The organism is Halobellus sp. (genome assembly GCF_042218505.1).
In the GTDB taxonomy this organism is placed as follows: Archaea; Halobacteriota; Halobacteria; order Halobacteriales; family Haloferacaceae; genus Haloquadratum.
The window spans coordinates 1-19777 of the sequence record NZ_JBDGQZ010000021.1; the positions used below are offsets into that span (position 1 = coordinate 1).

The 19777-nt window shown below is 64.4% G+C and carries 24 protein-coding genes and 1 pseudogene; 10 read left to right on the forward strand and 15 right to left on the reverse strand.

The window, feature by feature from the left end; genetic code table 11:
• Positions 1-295: 295 nt before the first annotated feature.
• Positions 296-472 carry a twin-arginine translocation signal domain-containing protein gene (locus tag ABEI27_RS07005; protein WP_375798696.1) on the reverse strand — a complete coding sequence of 59 codons (177 nt, stop codon included), beginning with the start codon at positions 470-472 and terminating at the stop codon, positions 296-298.
• A gap of 86 nt (positions 473-558) precedes the next feature.
• A complete protein-coding gene (locus tag ABEI27_RS07010; RefSeq protein WP_375798756.1) occupies positions 559-684 on the reverse strand; it encodes a hypothetical protein in 126 nt (41 codons plus the stop codon).
• Between ABEI27_RS07010 and ABEI27_RS07015 the strand changes: the two are divergent.
• Positions 679-780, forward strand: a pseudogene (locus tag ABEI27_RS07015) (IS1595 family transposase); the annotation flags it as partial. The gene ABEI27_RS07010 and the pseudogene ABEI27_RS07015 sit on opposite strands and share 6 nt — an antisense overlap.
• Positions 781-791: 11 nt before the next feature.
• Here ABEI27_RS07015 and ABEI27_RS07020 read toward each other — a convergent pair.
• From ABEI27_RS07020 to ABEI27_RS07040, 5 genes are all read right to left on the reverse strand, one after another.
• A complete protein-coding gene (locus tag ABEI27_RS07020) occupies positions 792-1859 on the reverse strand; it encodes an mRNA surveillance protein pelota (protein WP_375798697.1) in 1068 nt (355 codons plus the stop codon).
• 35 nt (positions 1860-1894) lie between these two features.
• Entirely contained in the window at positions 1895-2401 is a 507-nt protein-coding gene (locus tag ABEI27_RS07025) for a hypothetical protein (protein ID WP_375798698.1), read from the reverse strand.
• A gap of 448 nt (positions 2402-2849) precedes the next feature.
• Positions 2850-3599 carry a DUF4013 domain-containing protein gene (locus ABEI27_RS07030; RefSeq protein WP_375798699.1) on the reverse strand — a complete coding sequence of 250 codons (750 nt, stop codon included), beginning with the start codon at positions 3597-3599 and terminating at the stop codon, positions 2850-2852.
• Between the two features lie 120 nt (positions 3600-3719).
• Entirely contained in the window at positions 3720-5834 is a 2115-nt protein-coding gene (gene rqcH, locus ABEI27_RS07035) for a ribosome rescue protein RqcH (protein WP_375798755.1), read from the reverse strand.
• 276 nt (positions 5835-6110) lie between these two features.
• Positions 6111-6308: a hypothetical protein gene (locus ABEI27_RS07040; protein ID WP_375798700.1), complete on the reverse strand. Its 198-nt coding sequence runs from the start codon at positions 6306-6308 to the stop codon at positions 6111-6113.
• A gap of 117 nt (positions 6309-6425) precedes the next feature.
• Here ABEI27_RS07040 and ABEI27_RS07045 point away from each other — a divergent pair, with 117 nt between their 5' ends.
• The 5 genes from ABEI27_RS07045 (at position 6426) to ABEI27_RS07065 (ending at position 8853) form a co-directional block, all read left to right on the forward strand.
• Positions 6426-7013 carry a hypothetical protein gene (locus tag ABEI27_RS07045; protein WP_375798701.1) on the forward strand — a complete coding sequence of 196 codons (588 nt, stop codon included), beginning with the start codon at positions 6426-6428 and terminating at the stop codon, positions 7011-7013.
• 3 nt (positions 7014-7016) lie between these two features.
• Positions 7017-7928: an RNA methyltransferase gene (locus ABEI27_RS07050; protein ID WP_375798702.1), complete on the forward strand. Its 912-nt coding sequence runs from the start codon at positions 7017-7019 to the stop codon at positions 7926-7928.
• A 70-nt stretch (positions 7929-7998) separates the two neighbouring features.
• On the forward strand, positions 7999-8190 hold the full coding sequence (locus ABEI27_RS07055) for a hypothetical protein (RefSeq protein ID WP_375798703.1): 192 nt from the start codon (positions 7999-8001) through the stop codon (positions 8188-8190).
• A 68-nt stretch (positions 8191-8258) separates the two neighbouring features.
• A complete protein-coding gene (locus ABEI27_RS07060) occupies positions 8259-8471 on the forward strand; it encodes a M56 family metallopeptidase (protein WP_375798704.1) in 213 nt (70 codons plus the stop codon).
• 151 nt (positions 8472-8622) lie between these two features.
• The gene (locus ABEI27_RS07065) at positions 8623-8853 is read left to right on the forward strand and encodes a hypothetical protein (RefSeq protein ID WP_375798705.1); all 231 of its coding nucleotides are present in this window, start codon (positions 8623-8625) and stop codon (positions 8851-8853) included.
• A gap of 155 nt (positions 8854-9008) precedes the next feature.
• On the opposite strand, the gene ABEI27_RS07070 is transcribed toward ABEI27_RS07065, so the two are convergent.
• The 7 genes from ABEI27_RS07070 to ABEI27_RS07100 form a co-directional block, all read right to left on the reverse strand.
• Positions 9009-10919, reverse strand: coding sequence for a methyl-accepting chemotaxis protein (locus tag ABEI27_RS07070; protein ID WP_375798706.1), 1911 nt, complete (start codon positions 10917-10919; stop codon positions 9009-9011).
• A 105-nt stretch (positions 10920-11024) separates the two neighbouring features.
• Positions 11025-11456: a desampylase gene (locus ABEI27_RS07075; RefSeq protein WP_375798707.1), complete on the reverse strand. Its 432-nt coding sequence runs from the start codon at positions 11454-11456 to the stop codon at positions 11025-11027.
• Position 11457: 1 nt separating this feature from the next.
• Positions 11458-11802 carry a rhodanese-like domain-containing protein gene (locus ABEI27_RS07080; protein ID WP_375798708.1) on the reverse strand — a complete coding sequence of 115 codons (345 nt, stop codon included), beginning with the start codon at positions 11800-11802 and terminating at the stop codon, positions 11458-11460.
• 2 nt (positions 11803-11804) lie between these two features.
• On the reverse strand, positions 11805-12104 hold the full coding sequence (locus ABEI27_RS07085; RefSeq protein WP_375798709.1) for a sulfurtransferase TusA family protein: 300 nt from the start codon (positions 12102-12104) through the stop codon (positions 11805-11807).
• Between the two features lie 141 nt (positions 12105-12245).
• Complete coding sequence (locus ABEI27_RS07090; protein WP_375798710.1) at positions 12246-13190, reverse strand: hypothetical protein; 945 nt, start codon at positions 13188-13190, stop codon at positions 12246-12248.
• Positions 13190-14248: a sulfurtransferase gene (locus ABEI27_RS07095; protein WP_375798711.1), complete on the reverse strand. Its 1059-nt coding sequence runs from the start codon at positions 14246-14248 to the stop codon at positions 13190-13192. The genes ABEI27_RS07090 and ABEI27_RS07095 overlap by 1 nt, the downstream gene beginning before the upstream one ends.
• Complete coding sequence (locus ABEI27_RS07100; RefSeq protein ID WP_375798712.1) at positions 14248-15552, reverse strand: hypothetical protein; 1305 nt, start codon at positions 15550-15552, stop codon at positions 14248-14250. The genes ABEI27_RS07095 and ABEI27_RS07100 overlap by 1 nt, the downstream gene beginning before the upstream one ends.
• Before the next feature lie 155 nt (positions 15553-15707).
• Between ABEI27_RS07100 and ABEI27_RS07105 the strand changes: the two genes are divergently transcribed.
• Together ABEI27_RS07105 and ABEI27_RS07110 are read left to right on the forward strand one after the other, a co-directional pair.
• Entirely contained in the window at positions 15708-16916 is a 1209-nt protein-coding gene (locus ABEI27_RS07105) for a YeeE/YedE family protein (RefSeq protein WP_375798713.1), read from the forward strand.
• A 96-nt stretch (positions 16917-17012) separates the two neighbouring features.
• Positions 17013-18044, forward strand: a complete 1032-nt coding sequence (locus ABEI27_RS07110; RefSeq protein WP_375798714.1) for a PLP-dependent cysteine synthase family protein — start codon at positions 17013-17015, stop codon at positions 18042-18044.
• Between the two features lie 24 nt (positions 18045-18068).
• Here the strand turns inward: ABEI27_RS07110 and ABEI27_RS07115 are convergent, their stop codons facing one another.
• Positions 18069-18335 carry a MoaD/ThiS family protein gene (locus ABEI27_RS07115; RefSeq protein WP_375798715.1) on the reverse strand — a complete coding sequence of 89 codons (267 nt, stop codon included), beginning with the start codon at positions 18333-18335 and terminating at the stop codon, positions 18069-18071.
• A 110-nt stretch (positions 18336-18445) separates the two neighbouring features.
• Here ABEI27_RS07115 and ABEI27_RS07120 point away from each other — a divergent pair, with 110 nt between their 5' ends.
• Both ABEI27_RS07120 and ABEI27_RS07125 read left to right on the forward strand, forming a co-directional pair.
• A complete protein-coding gene (locus tag ABEI27_RS07120; protein WP_375798716.1) occupies positions 18446-19300 on the forward strand; it encodes an SAMP-activating enzyme E1 in 855 nt (284 codons plus the stop codon).
• 87 nt (positions 19301-19387) lie between these two features.
• Positions 19388-19771, forward strand: a complete 384-nt coding sequence (locus ABEI27_RS07125; protein ID WP_375798717.1) for a SaoD/DsrE family protein — start codon at positions 19388-19390, stop codon at positions 19769-19771.
• The last annotated feature ends 6 nt before the right edge of the window (positions 19772-19777 follow it).

Consider the following 19777-nt stretch of genomic DNA (forward strand, 5'->3'; position numbering starts at 1 on the left):
CCTGAAACTCCCACCGCTCGGGATTCCTCCGCGTTTACGCGGAGGAGGATGTCAATCGCGAACAGTAGCGTGCGTACAGATACGTCGGCTGCTTCTCACCACTGACGCGAGCTCCCGCCTGCGGCCGCGCGGTGGCCGAGGCAGCCGAGTGGGGGTGCCTGTCCCGGTGGACCCCTGAGTCGATCGGCCCCGGAACCACCGAGGCGGGCCCTCGGCGCCGGTGAGTGGGGTCCCTATCTCCCGGTCGCTCGCACGCCCGCGTCGGATCCGCCGCCCTCTTGACCCTACTGGGCGGCTACGGCCGACGATTCACCGTCGACTGCGGGCCGTGCAACGAATACCCGCCGGGTTCGTCGGTGGTCTCCTCGCCCCCGCCGTCGTTGCTCCCGCTGTCGTCGTCCGGACTCCCACACCCCGCGAGCGCGGCTACAGCCGCGGTTGCGGACCCGACAAGAAACTGCCGTCGTTCCATAATCGTGATTATTTTCTGTAGTAATAAGCTAACCGGCCGTTCGGATACTGTCCCCGAGATCAACCGGAGCACTCACCGACCGTTCCCTATACGACCGATTCGTCGGGCGAGTCGGCGTCGCGGAGGTAGGTCTCGCCCCACTCCACCGTCTCGTCGATCACCGGGCTGAGTCCGCGACTATGCTCACTCAGTCGGTACGTCACCTGGCTCATCCATTCGGGATCATTAGATTGCTGAATCTCACGGGCGCATCCGTCGATATCACCGTCGACTGCCTTGTTATGGGGGCTTTCCGTAGTTCTACATAAGAGCGGTTGCGCTACTGTAGCCGATACCGAAGTAACGCGGCGATCCCCCCGAGATTTTTCAACTGCCGGCCGGGGTCGAACTCTCCGGAGAAGACCGTGACTTCGCCGCCCTGCCGTTCGACCGACTGGATGACCTCGTTGACGTCGACGTCCCAGTCGCCTTGGCCCTGTCGCTCTCGCCGGAGGCGATCGTCGACCACGAGGAGTTCCTCGACAGCCCCGAACTCGGCGGCCTCGGCGACCGCTTCCACTCCGTAGGCGACTTTCTCGCCTTTCGAGATTCCCGCCATCAGGTCGTCGATCAACTCGGCCTCCTTCGAGATGCGCGTCTGTGTCTGAACCTCGTCGACCGCGCCACGTTTGAGCACCTCGTGAACGCCGCGGTCCCCGACGGCGGCGGTGTCGACCATCGTGATCAGATCTGCGGTCTTGGGGTGGCTCTCCGCGATGTGGTTGCGGGCGTCCTGCTTCGTGAACCCCGGTCCGGCGAGGATGATCGCGTCCACGTCCATCCGGGCGAGCGCGTCGTCGAGTTCCGAGAAGAGTTCCGAACGCGGTTGCGCGTACTCTCCTTTGCCTGTGGGTGCGGTGAAGGAGAAGCGCTCTTCGGTGCCGTACTGGGCGACGGTGTGAATGTGGGCTTCGCCCTCCTCGACCGTCGCGATCGCCACGTCAGCGTTCTCGGCCGCTTCCTCGGCCGTCTCGATCCGTTCGATCTGATCCGGCTTGAACTGTTTCTCGATGGTGAGTTCGTCGTGCTCCTCGACGTTGATCGTGTGGTGGTGACCGAGTTGGTCTTCACGGGAGCACTCGACGATCTCGCCGCCGACCCGGAGGCGGTTCGCGAAACGCGCGAACTCCACGTCGTCGACGTCGATGCTCACGAACAGGTGCTCGCGCTGGCCGCCCGTGTCCCGGAGATTGTCTTCGGTGCGCTGGATCCGACGGGTGGTGTCGCCGGAGACCAGATCTCCGGATTCAAGCACGTGTGAGAGGTGCCACAGGTCGTCGACGTTCTCGGGGACCAGCGTCATCCGCTCGCGGCCCTCCTCGCCGCGGCCGCGACTCGAAATACGCATACTGATTGCTCTGCGACCACGGCGGAAAGATCCTGCTATCCGTCGGTGTCCCACCACGCGAGCGCCAGCGCTACGAGGTTGCCGGCGGCCAGAAGCGCCCCCAGAAGGTACGAACCCCGCTCGATGCCCAGTATACGGATGGTACCGATCACTACCGCCAAGACGGTCACCAGTCCGACGACCTGTACCAGCCCTCCGGTAAGCTCGGCCTTGTGTTCGGCCGACAGGGCGGGCGGTGAGAGCGTCCGTTCCGAGTCCCGCGCTCGGCCTCCGTCATCGTCTCCCTCATTCGATGGGGTCTCCGCTACGACGTCTCTGACTCGATCCCATAGATAGATCGAGACCCCGTTTGCGCTCAGTAGACTGGCCGATGCCACAGCCCCGGCTCCCACGGCGGCCGACTCGATCACGACGAGTCCGACCACCCCAAGCAGGAGAAACCCGAGGCTCCCGATGCTGTGACCGGTGGCTCCCTGGAGATACGACACGCCTGCGACCCGCGTCACCTCGTCAGCGAGGTCCCGGCTGGAATCGGTGGGCATACCGAGCAGACAGGAAGCGATTCGCAGACGTCGGACATAAACCTCTGCTCACGTCCCGTCGAGCGGAATTCGTGGCTCGCTACCGTGGCTAATCGCGCGACATCGACGCCGGAACCACGACCGTCAAGCTCGGCTCCGGTGACTGGAAAACAACCGACGCGGTTTCACACCTCCTGAAGATGTCCGACGGCGGAACGCTCCCGTTCGGCGGCTTCGCCTCACAAACCTGCGACCTGGGCGAGATCAACGACGCGCTCGACGAAATGCTGAACGGCAATCTCACCCATTAAGTGAAAAAGCCGCAACCCGCCTCGATCGAGTCACTGGGTGGGTACAGGGTGTGAGAGATTAGTCGAACGGCGAGGAAGTGAAAACCCGGCGTGTCGAGGATAGCGCTTCCGCGGCTTGCTTGTCTGTGCGGGACGGCGCTGTGACTACACCGACAGTTTCAAACTGCCGGTCGCTCGTGGATAGAGCCGTTCTCCTCGCCGACGGTCACGTCGTGGAGTTCGCCCCACGCGTGCCCGATGACACAGTAGGCGGCGACAGCGCCGTAGAAACTCAGGAACCCGGCCGCCAGGAATCCGAAGAGAGGGACCGCGCTCAGCGCGCCCGCGATAAGGCCGAACACCAAGATGATGCCGAGCCCCGAGACCCACGCGGTGGCGTACGTCCTGAACGTCAACGCGGGTCGGAGTTCGCTGAGCGAGAACGCCCCACTCAGGTCGTCGCGCTCGGCAAGACTCGCCATCGCCACGGGCCCGACGTAGGCGGCCAGCAGGCTCACCACTACCGCGAGGAGGCTACCGACGAGGACCACCAGGATTCCCAGACCGGTTGTGATGCCGCTCCGGGGGCCGAAGGAACCTGATACGCTGCTCGCCGATCCGCCGACCACAACGAACGAGAGGACTCCGCCGCCGATGACGAGCGCCGCGACGAGTGTGGGAACGAACCCGTACACGAAGACGATAATGAAGGCTCGGAGCCCGTCGCTGAAGAGGTCACCCCATTCGTCGAAGGCCGGCGGGCGCTCGTTACCGTGCATCGTCTCTCTGACGACGCGGACGAGATAGCCAAGAACGAGGATTGCGGGGATCACGAGCGGGCTGAGCAGCGTCAGGATCCCGCCGATGAGAACGGTAGTGACCCAGGAGTCTTCGTCGTTGCGGAGGTACTGTAAGGATTGTTGAATCATTGGATTCACCGAGCGACGGAGGTGATCTCTTCCGGTGTTCGCTCGCTTACAGGTACGCGCGATGAAGATATAAAGCCGTACTGTGCCGTGCTGAGCGCCGGCACGGGACGATTCCGATTTTCAGTCCTCGATGATCTCGCTGCCGCCCGGCGGAAGGAACTCCTGAATCTTGTCGGGGCTCGCGACCTTTCGGAGGAACGACTGATCGGTGAACCGGTCTTTGAATTTCCGGTAGAGCATCTTCGCGGCGTCGTTCTGTGCGTACTGGCCCGGTTGCAGGCGGATCGACGTCTCGACGCGCTCCTCGATGGCTGTCGGCGGACCGCCGAGAACGCGCGTCTCGCCCTCGCACTGGATGCCGACCGCGACCTCGGCTCCGACGTCTCGGAAGTAGGTCCGATCACCGCGGATCACGAACGATCCCTTCTCGATGTACTCACCCGACTCGGGCGTCTTCGAGACCTGATCCGGGGTCACCATATACGCCTCTCCGGCGTGGCGGCCCTCTTTCCAGGTCGAGGAGTACGAGACGGCGAACTGGGCGGCCTCGGACTTCGTCGTCTCGGGGAAGTCGACCGCTTCCGAGGCCTCGGAGGGACCAGTCGCTTTCACGATCGTCACCGGTCCGCCGTGGGCCTGCGTGTGGAAGAACAGATCGTGCTTGTCGAGGTACTTGGTGACGATATCCTCGTTCTGGTCGGCATTCCGGCCGCCGATAACCAGGAAGCCGTCCGAACTGTGGAACCACCGGAACCGCTCGTGCCATTGCTCTGACATTCGAATGGGGATCGACTCGACGGAGAGCCAATCGCGGTCCTCGCGGTCGTCGTCCTCGTCGTCGTCCGTCTCATCCGTTTCGTCGCCGGCCTCCCACGCCTCGCGTCTGCGCTTCACTTCCTCGAGTTCCTCACGCGTGTTCTCGATTGCGGCCATCGCGCCCTCTTTTTTCGCTTCGATCCGTTTGGCCTCGGTGTACAGCCGATCGGCGTTCTTCTCCACGCCGGTATCGACGTTGACTTCGACGTCGGAGTCGTCGAGTTCGATCGTCACGGTGCCGTCTGCGCCATCCACGTCGCGGACCGCCTCCGCGGCCGGGATGCCCTGTTCGGCGCCGGCTTCCAGCGTCTCGCGGATCTCGTCCCAGGAGACGTCGTTCTCGCGCGCTTCGCGGACAGTCGAGAGGACCTCGTCGACGAGGTCGTAGTTCGCATACAGCAGTTCCGCGCGGCGGCGCTCGGTGTCGGCCTCCGTCTCGAAGTTTTCGATCGCCCCCTCCTGCTGGTCGATGATCCGCTTTTTCTTCTCGATCTCGGCCTCGAAATCCGGCCGCTGTTGCCCCATTTCCTCGGGTTCGTCGTCCTCGAGATCGAGGCGGTAAAAGTACTCGTCCAGCGCGTCGTTGAAACTGTCGTACCCCTCGCTGTCGAGGCCCTCACGTTCGCGCTCCTCCAGCGGGAACGGCGTCACGTCGACGACGTTCCCGTCGTCATCAGTGTACACTCGGGGGGCAAAATCCCCGCCGCGGAGCCGCGTCCGGAGTTCCTCGATGGCCTCGTGGAGCGCGCGGTACTGTTCGTCGCCCGCCTCGTCGATCGACATCGTCTTTTCGACGCCAGCGCGGGCGCAGAGTTCCTCGGCGTAGAGGCCACCGAGGTTCAACTGCGTAGCGATCGTTCGCACGACGTCCGTGTCGGAGTCCTCCATCCGCTGTTCGAGCGTTTCGTACCCGACCGAAAGTGGATTGAGTCGCGAGGCGGGGAACTCGTACTGCGAGCCAGGCGCGACCGTTCGGGATTTCAGTCGCACCGTCTCGAGGCTCTGGACGACCTCACCGGTCTCATCGAGCACAGCGACGTTGCCCTGGCCGAAGAGTTCGACGACAATTCGGGTGTTCTCGTCGCCACGAGCGAACTCGAAGACCAGGATTCGGTCGAACTCGAACTGTTCGACGCCGACGAAGTCGGCCCCGGAGAGTCGATTCCGCAACATCATCGCGAAGTTCGGCGGTCGCCCCGGCGCGTCGGGGACGCGTTCGGGGTCTGCGGCGTTCGCACGCTTCACGTCGCCGACTTCTACGATGAGTTCTACCCGACCGCGTTCGAAATCGCGCATCCGAAAGCGGAGCAGGTCGTCGCCGTAGAGGTAGGCCTTGTCGACTTTCGCTCCCTCGTACCGGTTCAGTTCGGTGACGAGGGCGGCCAGATCGACGCTCGTGAGTTCCCGCTTCGGATCCATATCCTCCGATTCTCGCGGGGGAAAGAAAAGGCGCACGTTCCGGGGCCCGGAGATAGATGGGTGAGCCCTGCTCAACCACCGGTCGGGCGTGATCGATCGCGTCAGCATCGTCGCGCTCGGATACGTGAGATTGAACAGACCGAGCGAGCGATAGAGGCCGAAACTCGGACCGCCGGCGAGTCCGATGCTGACGAGGAATCCGCCGTTACGGTGCGCTCCGACGGCAGCGGCGACCAAAGGGAGCCTCATCAACACCGGCAACAGGAGGCCGATCGGCTACGAGAGCCCGCCAACGAGCCGAGGCGGGAGACAGAGGACGAACGTGAGCGCGAAGAGCAGGGCCGCACCCGCAGACTGTCGGACGGCTGTCCAGAGCCATCGCCCGAGGAGCATCCGCTCGGCCCGGGGCGACAGTCCGCATAAAGACCGGCTCGAGGCCGTCGTCTCGGAACCGTCCGTGTCCCACTCGTTCATATTGATTGTCTCCCGGTGCCCGTTCTTCATGCTTTGGTCAGAGCGCTGCTACTGTCCCGCCTGTTGACCACCGCAGAGACGCGTTTCTTTTATTCGCCGATACGCTACCGTTCGGCTATGCCCAAAATCAGCATCGGCCTCCGAGGGTGGCGATTCGATCAAGAGGAGGTGTTCTCCGCCGACGGGGAGTTCCGTCCGCTCGATGAGGTCTCCGAAGACACCCGTCGGCGGCTCATCCGACTGACCTACCTTCAGGGAAAGCCCTGTGACGCCTGCTACCTAATTCACGGGGAGGCAGAAAAAAAGCGGTCGAACCAAGCCGAAATCGTCTACGGCGAACCAATGGAAGAAGTACTCCTCTGTCAGACCCACGAACCTGACTTTCTGTACTGGTTCCGGCAGGCGGGTGGCAGCGACCGCACCGGTACGGAGGTCTTCCGCGACGAGTTCCACGAGTGGTTCGTCGCCGGCAACCGCGCCCCCGAGGGATACGCCGGCCTGGAGTACATCGATACCGATCCCGACGACCTGCCCACGCCTCCCGATCCCGAGGAGCTCAACCGACGGCTCAATGAAAACTCCGAGGACGAACGCAAGAAGATCAACCTTCAGACGGGCGAGATCACGACCGTCGGAGACGACAAGGAGGAAGCGGCCCCTTCGCTCGACACCGCCGAACTCGACCGCGAGTATCCCACGAAATAGTCGATGGCTCCACGCACCCAGGACCCCGTCGTCGTCGTTGTCGAACCGGAGACCCCCGGAAACGTCGGAACGATCGCCCGTGCGATGAAGAACTTCGGACTCACGGACCTGAGGCTGGTCGAGCCGCCCGAACTCGACGAGGACGGCGAGGCGTACGGCTTCGCCGGCCACGCCCGCGAAGACGTCCTCCCGAACGCCGAGGAAGTCACCTTCGACGCAGTCGTCGACGACTACCACACGATCGGGACGACGGCGATCACCAACGAGGACAGCAGACAACACACGCGATTTCCGTTCAAGACGCCGGCCGAAGTCCGTGAGAGCCTCGAATCCGTCGACACGGAGACCGCGTTGGTCTTCGGTCGCGAGGGGACCGGCCTCGACAACGAGGAGTTGCGACGGCTCGACGAGGTGTGCTCGATTCCCGCCAGCGCGGAGTACCCCGTGTTGAACCTCGGGCAGGCGGCGACGATTCTCTTCTACGAACTCCGCACGCTCACCGTCGAAGAGACGCAACTCCCGGACGTCGAGCGGGAACGCGCAGCCGAGGCCGACATCGACCGCTTTTATGACTTCTTCGAACGGTTCCACAAGTCGGTTGAGGGGCGGGAACACAAACGGGAGAAGACCAGGGTGATGATGCGGCGACTGATCGGTCGCGCCCACCCGACCGAGCGCGAAATCACCACACTCACAGGGATCTTCCGCCGGACGAACGAACTCCTGGGCGACCGCTCCTTTGGCGATCATACCGGAGACGACACCGATGGTGCGGACACAGCGGATATCGATGGGGAAGATACTGCCCACGCCGAGAGCGAAGATACGCCTCACGTCGAGGGCGATGACGGCGCCCCCGTCGAACGTGAACCCGACAGTCGTGGGCGAAACGCCGCTGAATCGGATCCCGACTGACCGACCCGCTGGAACCCGAAGGATGCCCGCACCCCCACCTGCCCCGTCTGAGCGGTACCGTCGTGGTCGTGTGAGCCGACTAGAGGCCGCGGCCGTGGGGCTCACCGCGCTCGCTTGCGACGGCTTGCTCGCCGCCGCGAGCCTCGGCGGTATCCTCGCAGTCCGGCAGGTTCGGCTCGAACCGGTCGCGGCCGCGAGTGGAATCATTCTCGGCACGGTCCTCGCTACCTACCTGTCATTCCGGATCGGGACGCGACGCTGAACGCTCGAGAAGTCCCGAAGTCACGGCCCCCGCGGGCATACGGGATTCTCGAAGGCCTCGCGGATTCGATGTCGGTCGAGTGCTCGGGACTGCACGTGGCTCGGCTGGAGATGCCGAACGCGTTCGCGCTCGACACCAGCGGTCGGAGCACCGTCGTGCTCGACGCGTCGCTCTTTCGGCTGCTCGACGGTCGGGAACTGGAGGCGTTGCTTGCCCACGAACTGGCCCACCTCGAACGTCACGACGGATTCATCAGGAGCGTGGCGATCGCGCTCTCATAACTCGTCGTCGTCGTTCTCGAACTCCTGTTATCTCCGGCGGTGTTTCTCCTCAGGGGACTCGCCCTCTATGTCGCGTGGGTCCGCGGTGATCTAGGGTCGTGGCCGGCGACCCTCCCGGGGCTGGACCGAGTCAGCCGTGGCGGTCCTCGGAATGACGGTGACGTTCCTGATCCGCGCGTACACGCGTCGCCGGGAGTTCGGGGCCGACGAGCGGGCTGCGGAAGTGACGGGACGCCCGCTTGCGCTCGCGAGTGCTCTCAGAAAGATCGATCGGGCCACAACGCTCCCGTTCGGTTCGCTCTCGCCGGTGTGGACGCACCGTGGGGTCGAATCCGACGAGGAACGTCGTCGCATAGTGATTGCTCTCACTGTTTACCGGTGATCGTCGTCCCCGCTCGCGGTGATCACTGGGAAGAGACGAGGGGAATCACTATCAGGCGAGACGTTTCGACGCATCCACGGACCGAAGACCGTGTCTCGCGGTTGCGAAAGTTGGGCGAAACGTCGGGACGCAAAATCCAGATCGAGTGAGCGGCGCTACTCCGGCCGACCGCCGTCGTTCATCGCGACGTTCATTCCCGCCCCGGCGTCGGCGTTGGGGTCGGGTATCTCCGGAGCGCTCCCGTCAACTTTGAACCGCGCGAGCAGCGATTGGAGTTCTTCGGCCTGGTCGGTCAACTGCTCGACGTTCGAACTGACCTGTGAGATCGACGCCGCCTGCTCCTCGGCAGCCGCGGACACTTCGCCCGCCTCGTCCGCCGTCTTACGGCTGATCTCTGCGACTTCCTCGACAACGGAGACCGACTCCTCGGCGCTCTTCGCCTGGTCGTCGGTCGCGTCGCTGATCTCCTGGATGCCGCTGTCGGTTTCCGTCGTGTTCGCGGAGACCGTGGTGAACGCTTCGAGCACTTCTTCGACGGCCTCGACGCCTTCGGACATATGATCCTGTGCCGCCCGCGCCTGCTCGACGGTCGTCGAGGTCTGAGACTGCGTCTCCTGGATGAGTTGCTCGATTTCGGTCGCGGACTCCTGGGTCTCTTCGGCCAGTTGCTTCACTTCGTCGGCGACGACAGCGAAGCCGTCACCGTCGCCGTTCCCCGTGGAACTGACGCGGGCCGCTTCGATGTTGGCGTTGAGCGCGAGAAGGTTCGTCTGCTCTGCGATGTCGCTGATCAGTTCGACGATGTCGCCGATCTCGTTCATCCGCTCGTCGAGGTGCTCGACGTTCGAGAGCGTCGAGTCGATTGCGGTCTGGGCTTCCTGTGCATCGTCGATCGCTCCCTTGGCGGTCGATTCGCCGGCGTTAGCGACCTGCGCCGTTTCGTGGGACGTCTCCGCCACCGACTCCGCGGACGAGGCGACTTCCTCGACGGCGGCCGAGAGGGCAGTCATCTCGTCGTAGACGTCCTCGAGCATCTCGCGCTGGTCGTCGGTGCCGCGGGAGATCGTCTGGACCGCCTCGCTCACGTCTTCGCTGGCTTGCTTGACCTCGCTCGCACCGGCGCTGGCCTCCTCGCTTGCGGCGGCGACTTCCTGTGAAAAGGCCTGGATGTCCTGTACGGCGGACTCCATCTCATCCATCATCACGTTGAAGTCCTCGCCGATCTGCGCCATCGCTTCGCTTTCGGTTTCCGTGTCGAGTCGGACGCTGAGGTCGCCGTCGGCCGCACGCGCCAACTTCGCACTGAACTCGTCGGCTTTCGTTTCGAGATGCTGGTTCATCTCCTCGACTTCGCGCTGACGGGCCTCGGCTCTCGCCTTCAGATCCTCGGCTTCCTCGGTCTCGGCGAGTTGTTCTCGCGCCTCTTCGCGAGACCGCTCGATCGAGATCCAGTTGGTCATTAGCGCAGTACAGAGCATCAACACGAACGCGGCGTGAATGGCGGCCCAGATGAACGGGTTCGTGGCGCCCGCGGCGTGGTTGTAGACCATCTCCGGCATATAGAATCCGAAGACCGCGTGCTGGATCACGACGAAGAGGATCGCCAGCGCGAACGGGGCCCAGTCCTCGTAGACCGCGACGATCCCCATTACGACGAAGAAGTGGAAGTGGGCTTCGATGTACCCCCCCGAGAAGTACACGAGGATCGCTGACGTCATCACCAATCCGAGCGTCGCGAGCGACGTTCGCACCCGACGACCGAGTCCGGGGTACGCCGCGAGGAGGGCGATTCCGGCGACGATCCCGACGCGAAGCACGATCGTCTGCAGTTCGACCTCGGGAATCTGTGCCCCAGAAAACGATTCCGTTCCCTCGTAGAGTCCGAGTGCGATGAGGAACGGAATGTGCGCTAACAGCGCCAGCACGATGTTCCGGTGTCGCTTCCGCCACGTTTCGTCGGGGATCGTATCCCCGTTCGGAATGTACTTGACGAAGTTCTGGATCGCCGTCTCGACGTCGCCAAGTCCCGGACTTCCACCCACTGATCCGGCCGTAGACCTTACCATACAATGAGGCCGCTAACCACCGTAAAAATACTTTGCCGCATATTACCAGATAAGATAATCGAGTTACCCGTCCGAACGGGGCCCAGATGGACTATTTCGGTGGTCTCAGCCGACGGTCTCTCCGACGACAACGGTCTCACGTTCGAAGCCCTCGTCGGTCCAGCGCCACGAACCGAGATACGGGTAGCCGTCGAAGGCACAGATCACGTAGGAGTAGCCCGGCCACGTCGCCCGCTCCGCGTCGGTTGCGCTCGGGCGCGGCGGCCCGGCCGGGTGCGTGTGATAGAATCCGACGATTTCGAGGCCGGCGTCCTCGACGGACTCGATGACCTGCAGTTGCTCTTCGGGGTCGATCGCGTAGCGGATCTGCGGGGTCTCAGCGACGTTTTCTGTCTGGTGGACCTCGTGGACGACGCTCTCGTCGTCACCGTACGCTCCGGCGAGTACGCCGCAGATCTCCTCGTCGCCGCCGTCGTATCCCTGGTAGACGATGTCGTCGTAGGCGTCCCGCGAGAGGACGAGGTCACGGGCGCTCACGCTACTCCTCGGCGGGTGTCGCTTCCGACCCCGATTCGAGTTCATACTCCCACGCCCGATAGCCGCCGGACATACTTCGGACGTTCTCGGCGTCCTCGACGTCCTCGTAACTGCCGATCAGCCGGGCGGCCTGGATGGACGATTGCCCGATCGGACACGCGACGACGACGTCGTCCCCCCAGTCGATTTCGTCGATTCGGCTCGGGAGTTGGCTCATCGGGACGTTAATTGCGCCGGGGATGTGACCCTTTTCGAACTCGGCTTCGTTGCGGATGTCGATGACCTGCGGCGCGTCGTCGGAGCCGAGGCGTTCGTAGAGTTCCTCGGGGGTGACTTCGTCGACCATCGTTATCGCTTCCGGAGGAAGATCTGGTAGCGCCCGTCGCCGCTCTTCCAGACGTTGGCCTCGGCCAGTTCCTCGACGGCCTTCGGGACGTTCTCGGTACTCGGAACGTGGTCGGTCTCCTGGACCAGGAGGTCCCCGTCGGACAGGCCCTGCATCGCCTTCTTGGCCTCGACCTGCGGATACGGGCAGACCTCGCCGGTCATATCCTGTACCTCGTCAGCCTGGTCGTAGAGTTCCGCCGCAGTCTCGTCGTCGAGTTCGTCGGGAAGTTCGACGACGTCCTCCCAGCCGGTTTCTGACATAGGAGACTATCGGTTATCTGCAAGGATACCCTTTACGGACGTTGCAGGCATCTCCCGTATCTCTGACGTGCTCTTCGGCCTGTCGCGCTGTGGGGCATCGCCCATATCGAATCGGCCCGCCGGTCGGGCCGAACGCCCCGCTCACAGCACCAGTGGCTCGAAAGGATCCGGCGGTGTCTCGACCGTCCATACCACCTCTCGGTCGATTGTCGAGACGAGGCTCGCCCGGTTATCGTCGTAGTGGGAAACAACGACGGTGTCGCCGTCGCCCGTCGGATCCGCGGTGAACGCGGGGGCGGGAAGCGGAATCGACGTCCGGGCGTCGAGTGATAGTAACCGGGCTCGGTCGCGATTGAGGACCCAGTGCGTCTCGTCGATCGTCGTCACCCCTGTCGGGCGGCCACCGACCTCGTGGACCGTCGTTTCCGAGAGCGTCGGGTTGAGCAAGGTCACAGTCCCACCGTCTCTACCAGCGACGAGAACGCGATCCGTACCAAGAATCGCCTCATACGGGTTCGAGCCCACCGAGGCGCTCGCAGTCACGCCAGTGTCGTCGATGCGGGCGATCCGCGCTCCGGCCTGATCGACGGCGTACACGCCCCCGAACCCGGCATCGACGCCCTGAATCCGCGCGTCCCCGTCGATGGCGATCGTGCGATCGACCCGCCCAGCCGCCGGATCGACGATCGAGACGGTCCCATCGACCCGACTGCCGACGTACGCCCGGTCACCTTCGACAGCGACGTCGTGCGGTTCCGCATCGACGCCGACGCGGTGGACAAGCGAGAGCGACGCACGGTCGACGACCGCCAGGACGTCGCCGCCCGTGCAGGGAATCAGCACACGACCGTCGTCAGTCAGGGCGAAGTGCGAGGGGCCGAGCGTCCCCGTCTCGACTTTCGTGACTTCCCCGCCGTCGATGACGCTGATCGCCCGTTCGCCCATAGTCGCGACGAAGACAGCGCCATCGACCGCGGTGAGGTGAACGGGATGCGCCCCGACGGCGATCCGGCCTTTTTCTGTCCCGTCGTCGCAATCGAAGAGGACCACGCAGTCCGCGCCGGCACAGGGGACGGCGGCCAACATCAGCCGGTACAGGAGAACCCGCCGCCGCCCCCGTCGCCGAGGCTGCCTGACGTCTCGACGACGGTGGTGGTCTTCGTCTCCACGGGGTAGCGACCGCGGCTATTGGCCGGGACGTCCGCCCACTCGGCAAAGCCGCCGTCGTACAGGCAGACGTCCTCCGCGCCGAGTGACTGCAGTACGAGCCACGTATGAGTCGGATTGATGTTCCCTTGCCCGTACACGGCGATCCGGTTCGATTGACTCAGCCCCGCGTTGTTGAAGTACAACCCGGCGAGCGTCCCCGGATCCCCGAGCATCCGGCCTTCCACGTTCCCGATCCAGTGAACGTCGATTGCGCCCGGAATGTGCCCGTGGCGATCGTTGGCGGCGACTAACTCCTCGGATCTGCGTGCCCCGAGGTACGCCTCGGGCGAGCGCACGTCGACCAGTCCCGGGCCGTCGGCGTTGAACGACCCGACCCGGTCGGCGACCCAATCGCGGGTCACGACGAGTTCCTCGCGTGGTGACGCCTCGTACGTCGTCGCCGCGGGGGACCGGGAGCCGACGCCCACGCGCCCGTTCCAGGCCTCGTAGCCGCCGTTCAGGATGGAGACCTTGCCCTCGTGACCCAGATACTCGAGAACGAACACGACCCGGGAGACCCGCGACCCGACGCTACTGCCGTAGACGACGACATCGGTGTCGCGGGTTACGCCGAGCGCGCCCAGTCGGTTTGCAAGCGCGTCTGTGTCCGGCAGCAGTCCCGCGTCAGTCTCGGTCTGAGACGTGAGGTCGTCGACCGGGGTGTGGCGGGCGCCGTAGACGTGCTCCGATCGGTACTGTGACCGACTTCTCGCGTCGAGGAAGACTTCCGATTCCGGTCGGACCTGCTCGGGGCCACGGAAGTACGCTACGTTGCCGCTGACGGAGGCCGCCTCGGCCACGTCGGCGGGCGTGCTCACGCCGGCGCACCCTGCTGCGCTGGCGACCCCCGCGCCGGCCGCGGCTGTTAGGAGCGACCGGCGGGTCAGTGCGCGGTCGGTTGCGGACGAGTCGGCGGGACTGTCGTCGTCGCTCATTACAACTGGTGGCCGCAGGCGCAGTTCCCGATGCAGTACGTCGTTCCGGCGTTCGAGAATTCGATGCCGAGTCTCGCCATCGTGGCCATCAGATTACTGGCGGTGTCGGTGTCGGGGCGGACGTTCCCCGCTGTCGCCCCGTAGGGCTTCGAGCCGACGCTGATGGTCGCCGTGATTTCGCCGGCCGCGTGATCGATCACTTTGACCTCGTCCGACGTCTGTACGGGGACGTAGAGTTTCTCGCGCGCCGGTCCCCACGTCCCGACGAACGCCGAGCCACCGAGGTCGAGCCGTCCGGTCACGTCGCCCGATGCCAGGTCGACGACGGTCACGTCCTTGGAGTTGGCCGTGAAGACGTAGGCGGTCTGGGAATCCGGCCCGACCTCGCTTGTCAGCGGCAACGCCCCGAGATTGTCCTCGGCGGTCAGTCGTGTGAGTTCCTCCGGGTTCTCCGGGTCGCTGACGTCCCAGATGCTCTCGGTCCCGTGTTCGCCCTCGTTGTTCTCGACGAGGAGCGTCTCACCGTCCCAGGTGGCGGTGTCCATCCACGGAGCGACGGCGTCAACGCCGTCAACGACCGGTTCGACGCCGACCTGCGTGACGATCTCGAACGGATCGATGCTGAGTACGGTGAGCGTGTCGCTGTAGATGTCCGGGACGAAGGCGTACTCGCCGTCAGGGTGGATCGTGATGTCGCACGGTCCCGGTCCCTCGTTGTCGCCGCGACCGCCCTCGGGCTGACGGTTGATCGCTGCGGTGACGTCGCCGAAGGTGTCCGAACTCGGGTCGGCGTCGATCCGGAACTGTTTGTGGACGGGTTCCCGCGCACTGACGATCAAGTGGTTCCCGTCCGGCGTGACCTCCTGCCAGTTCGCGCCGGAACCGGTCTCGAAGGAGGTCTCCTCCGAGAGAGAGGCGACGTCGACGCCGCGGACGCCGTTGTCGACGTTGAGCCACGCGATCGATCGGTCCTGATCGAGTTGGTTCACGAGGTACTGATTCGAAGGGAAGGACGCTGTCGCGCCCAGATACGTCGTCGTCACCAACTCGTCGGCTGCCGCGTCGATGACGCTGACGGTCATATCGCCCGTGTTGAACACGAACACGGTCGGCGGACCGGCGTCTCCGCTTCCGCCTCCGGATCCGTCGCCGCCCGTCAGCCCGGTGCAACCTGCTGTTGCCGAAGTGCCGGCGACCGCCGAACTCGCGATGAGTGTTCGACGGGAAACGCGACCAGTGTCGTCTCCATCTCCTGAGGTGCCTCGGTTCGGATAGAGGATCTCGTCTGTGGACTCGTCGCTCATTGTCGAATGCACTGGACGTAAAGGGTTAGGCACGTCGGAGTGATCAGCCATTGCCCGTTGTCCTCGGAAAACTCAAATATTGCCGCTTTTACGTTCAACGGGCAAGACTGCTCTGTTCCGTCAGACCAACTCGGCCGGAGTGAGTTAACGAGCATATGCCCACACTTTCGCCGCTCGGGTACGTCCTCGTCTCGATCGGGGTCGGCCTCGCCTTCGGAGTCCTCCTCCAGAAGGCGCGCTTCTGTTTCGTCAGCGCGTTCAGGGACTTCGTCGCGTTCAAGGACACTCGGGTCCTGAGGGGCGTCATCGCGGGCGTCATCGTGATGACGCTGTTCTGGAGCCTCCAGGCGACCCTGGGGTTCTTCCGAGGCTTCTGGACGCCGCCGTGGGGTCTGGCGTCGTTGTTCGGCGGCTTCGTTTTCGGTGTCGGGATGACGATGGCCGGCGGTTGCGCCTCGGGAACCCTTTACCGTGCCGGTCAGGGATACGTCCAGTTCTGGATCACGCTCCTGTTTATGGGAGTCGGCTACGTCGCGTTCGCGTACGCTTTCCCGACGCTCCGCTCGGTCTATTTCGAACCGCTTCGGTTCGGTGAGGGGGCGACGCTCTATCTGGCGCTGCCCTGGCCGCCCGCTCTCACCGGGGTGCTGGTCGCCGCCGTCATCGTCCTCCTGTACGCGTTCATTCGCGGCCGGGCGCAACTTCCAGACGAGCCACGGGGCGGGACCGACGCCCCCGCCGACGCGAGGGCGCAGGCGAATCTGCCGACGCGGTCGGTCTCCGCGCTGTCGATCGGGCTCCGAGAACTGTTCGACGGAACGAGAGCCTATCTCGAATCGATCCGCGCGGACGACCGCCCGCTGGCTGATCGCTTGCGCGACTCCTGGGACGCGCGCACGGCGGGAATCGGACTCGCGCTCGTCGCCAGCCTGTGGTTCTGGATTTACGGAGCGTGGGCCATCACCGGGAGCGAAGCCAAGTGGGCCGGCTGGATCCTCTCACAGGCTGGCGTCGACGTCGGCGGCGTCGAGTACTGGGGCTCGATTCTGTTCCGTGGCGGCGGCATCTCGGTCACGGTAGATATGCTGATGGTGTTGTCGGTGGTCGTGGGATCGTTCCTCGCCGCGCGGGCCTCCGGAGACTTCCGGGTCCGGTGGCCGAAGGTCGAGCGCCTCCACAATCCGGTCGTGGGCGGCCTCCTGATGGGCGTCGGGTCGCGCCTCGCGCCGGGGTGCAACATTGCGAACCTCTTCAGCGGCGTCGCGCTCCTGTCGCTACACTCCATTCTCGCGGGCGCAGGAATCGTCCTCGGTACGTACGTGATGACCCACTGGCTCTACCGGGAGGTCGGCTGTGCGATCTGACCTGTCGGTCCAACCGCGAGCGACCGGGCCAGACCGGCCGGGAGTGAGGGTGCCCGAGACGGTAGCCATTTGCCCGTTCGGGCCAGTGGCTTCTGTATGAGCGAGGCGACCTCGTTCGACGAGGCTCACATCGGGGAGACGCCGCTCGTCGAACTCGACGTCGACGTGCCCGCGACGGTCTACGCCAAGGTGGAGTGGATGAACCTCTATGCGGCGCCGTACGGCGGCGGGTCGATCAAGTCACGGATCGCCAAAGGGATGCTGGATGGTGCCGAGGCGAGCGGCGAGTTGACGCCCGAGAAGACCGTGATCGAACCGACGAGCGGCAACACCGGCAGCGAGGTCGCTCGTCTGGCGGCCGATCGAGGGTACGACGTCGAGATCGTGATGCCCGACAACGCGAGCGGCGGGAAGATCGGCGCGGTGGAGGACGCGGGCGCTGAGATCCACTTCGTCGACGCCGACCTCGGCTACGACGCGGTCATCGAGCGCTGTGAGGAACTGATCGCCGCCGACCCCGAGGGGTACTACCGACCGAATCAGTACGAGAACCCGGACAATCCGGGGACGCACGAGCGGACGACAGCACCGGAGATCTGGGAGCAGACCAACGGCGCGGTGACGCACTTCGTCGCCGGCGCGGGGACGGGCGGAACCATCACCGGCACCGGTCGTGGCCTCCACGACCGTGGCGACGTGACCGTCGTCGGGTTCGAGCCCGGCGAAGCGCTCCACGCCATCGACGGGCTCAAATACCTCAAAACGGGCGACCACTACCACCCGGAGACCTACGACGACTCCGTCCTCGACGAGAGAGTGTACGTTAACACGGACGACGCGTACGAACGCGCACGGGCCCTCCGCGAGCAGTATCAGGACCGAGAGATTCCGATCGTCGATTCTGGACAGTACGACGTCGAGACCGTCCGCGAGGAACTCCGCGTCGACGGCCAGTTCGTCGTCGGTACCTCCTCCGGCGCAGGCGTGCAGGCGATAAACGAACTGCACGCGGAATCACCGCTCCGCTCGGACGACACGGTCGTGATGATCCTCTGCGACCGCGGGGACAAGTACGCCGACATCCCGTTGTGGGCGGAGTACCTCGACGTCGACTTCGACGACGAGTAACCACTCGGACGTCGTTTCGACGCCTCAGCGACGGCCGCCGCTGGCGGCGGGAATGACGCGGATCCGGCTGTCGTCCTCGACCGACACGTCGAGGTCGGCTACCTCGTCACCGTCGACGTAGACGTTGATGAACTCCTTGATTTCGCCGTCTTCGATCACGCTGTCGCGTAGTTCGGGACCGTGCTCGTCAGCGTGATTCTCGAACAGTTCCGAGAGCGTGTCGCCGGCCACCTCGACCGACGCGGAGGCGCTGCCGCCTCCGAGTACCGCAGGTACCTTGATTTCGGGCATACCGTGGCTTGGCCTCTGCGACACATAAGCGGTGCGTCGGCGGCAACCTGGATAGCGGCAGGTGTGCACGCCTCCGTCGCGCTTATCGGCCAAGAAACCTTGTCTAAACTATGAGCGACCTCGACCTCGATCCGACGCAACTCGATCGGTACTCCCGACACATCATTATGGACGATGTGGGTCCGGGGGGGCAGCAGGACCTCCTGGATGCGGACGTCCTCGTCTTGGGTGCCGGCGGCCTCGGCGCGCCGATCATTCAGTACCTCGCGGCCGCCGGAGTCGGGACGCTCGGTATCGCCGACGACGACGAGGTCGAACTGTCGAACCTCCAGCGACAGGTCATCCACGGCACTGACGACGTCGGCCGGAAGAAAGTCGCCAGTGCCGCGGAGTTCGTCGCACAACTCAACCCCGACATCGCCGTCGAAAAGCACGACCTCCGGGTCCGACCGGACAACATCGAAGCCCTCATAGACGGCTACGACTTTGTCGTCGACGGAACCGACAACTTCCAGACGCGCTATCTGGTCAACGACGCCTGCACACTGGCGGGGGTCCCGTTCTCGCACGGGTCGATCTTCAAGTTCGAGGGACAGATCACCACGTTCGCTGGCACGGAGGACTCGCCGTGTTATCGCTGTATGTTCCCCCAGGCACCGCCCGAGGGAATGGTCCCCAACTGCGCGACGGCGGGCGTTCTGGGGGTTCTTCCGGGGACGGTCGGCTGTATTCAGGCCACCGAGACGGTGAAAGCGATCATCGGGACAGGCGACCTCCTCGATGGGGAGATGGTGTTCTACGATGCGCTGAATATGGAGTTCGACACCGTCGAGATCACGAAGAAGGACGACTGTCCCGTCTGCGGTGAGGCCCCGGCGATCGACTCGATCCACGACGTCGAGTACACGGCCTCCTGCGCCATCGACGCCACGCACGAGTCTGATCCCGAAATCTCAGTCGAGTAGCGTCTAAGGAAGCGGTCGCTCGGCAGAGACACCGGCTATTCGCACCGGGGCCGGTAGAAGCATCTTCCTGGGTCGAGACGACCGGGCGTGAAGGTCGCATACGTATTTGCCACGGCCGGCCAGACGATCGACTACGTGCTCGGTGAGATGATTCTTCCACAACTCGAGAGCGGGACCCACGGCGCCGAGGTCGTGGGGATGTTCTTTTTCCACGACAACACTTACGCGCTCCGGGACGGTGATCCGATCGGCGAGCGACTCGCCGACGTCGCCAGCAAACAGGAACTGCTCTTGATGCTGTGTGACCAGTGTGCGAAGAAGCGTGGGCTTGCCGAGTACGACCACACCGACGACGCCGGTCGAGAGCACTTCGAGGCGACGAACACGGTCGAGCCGGCGACCGTCGGCTGTTTCCCAGATCTGTATGCGGCCCTCAGCGATGTCGGCGTCGATCAAGTAATTACTCTCTGAACGTCG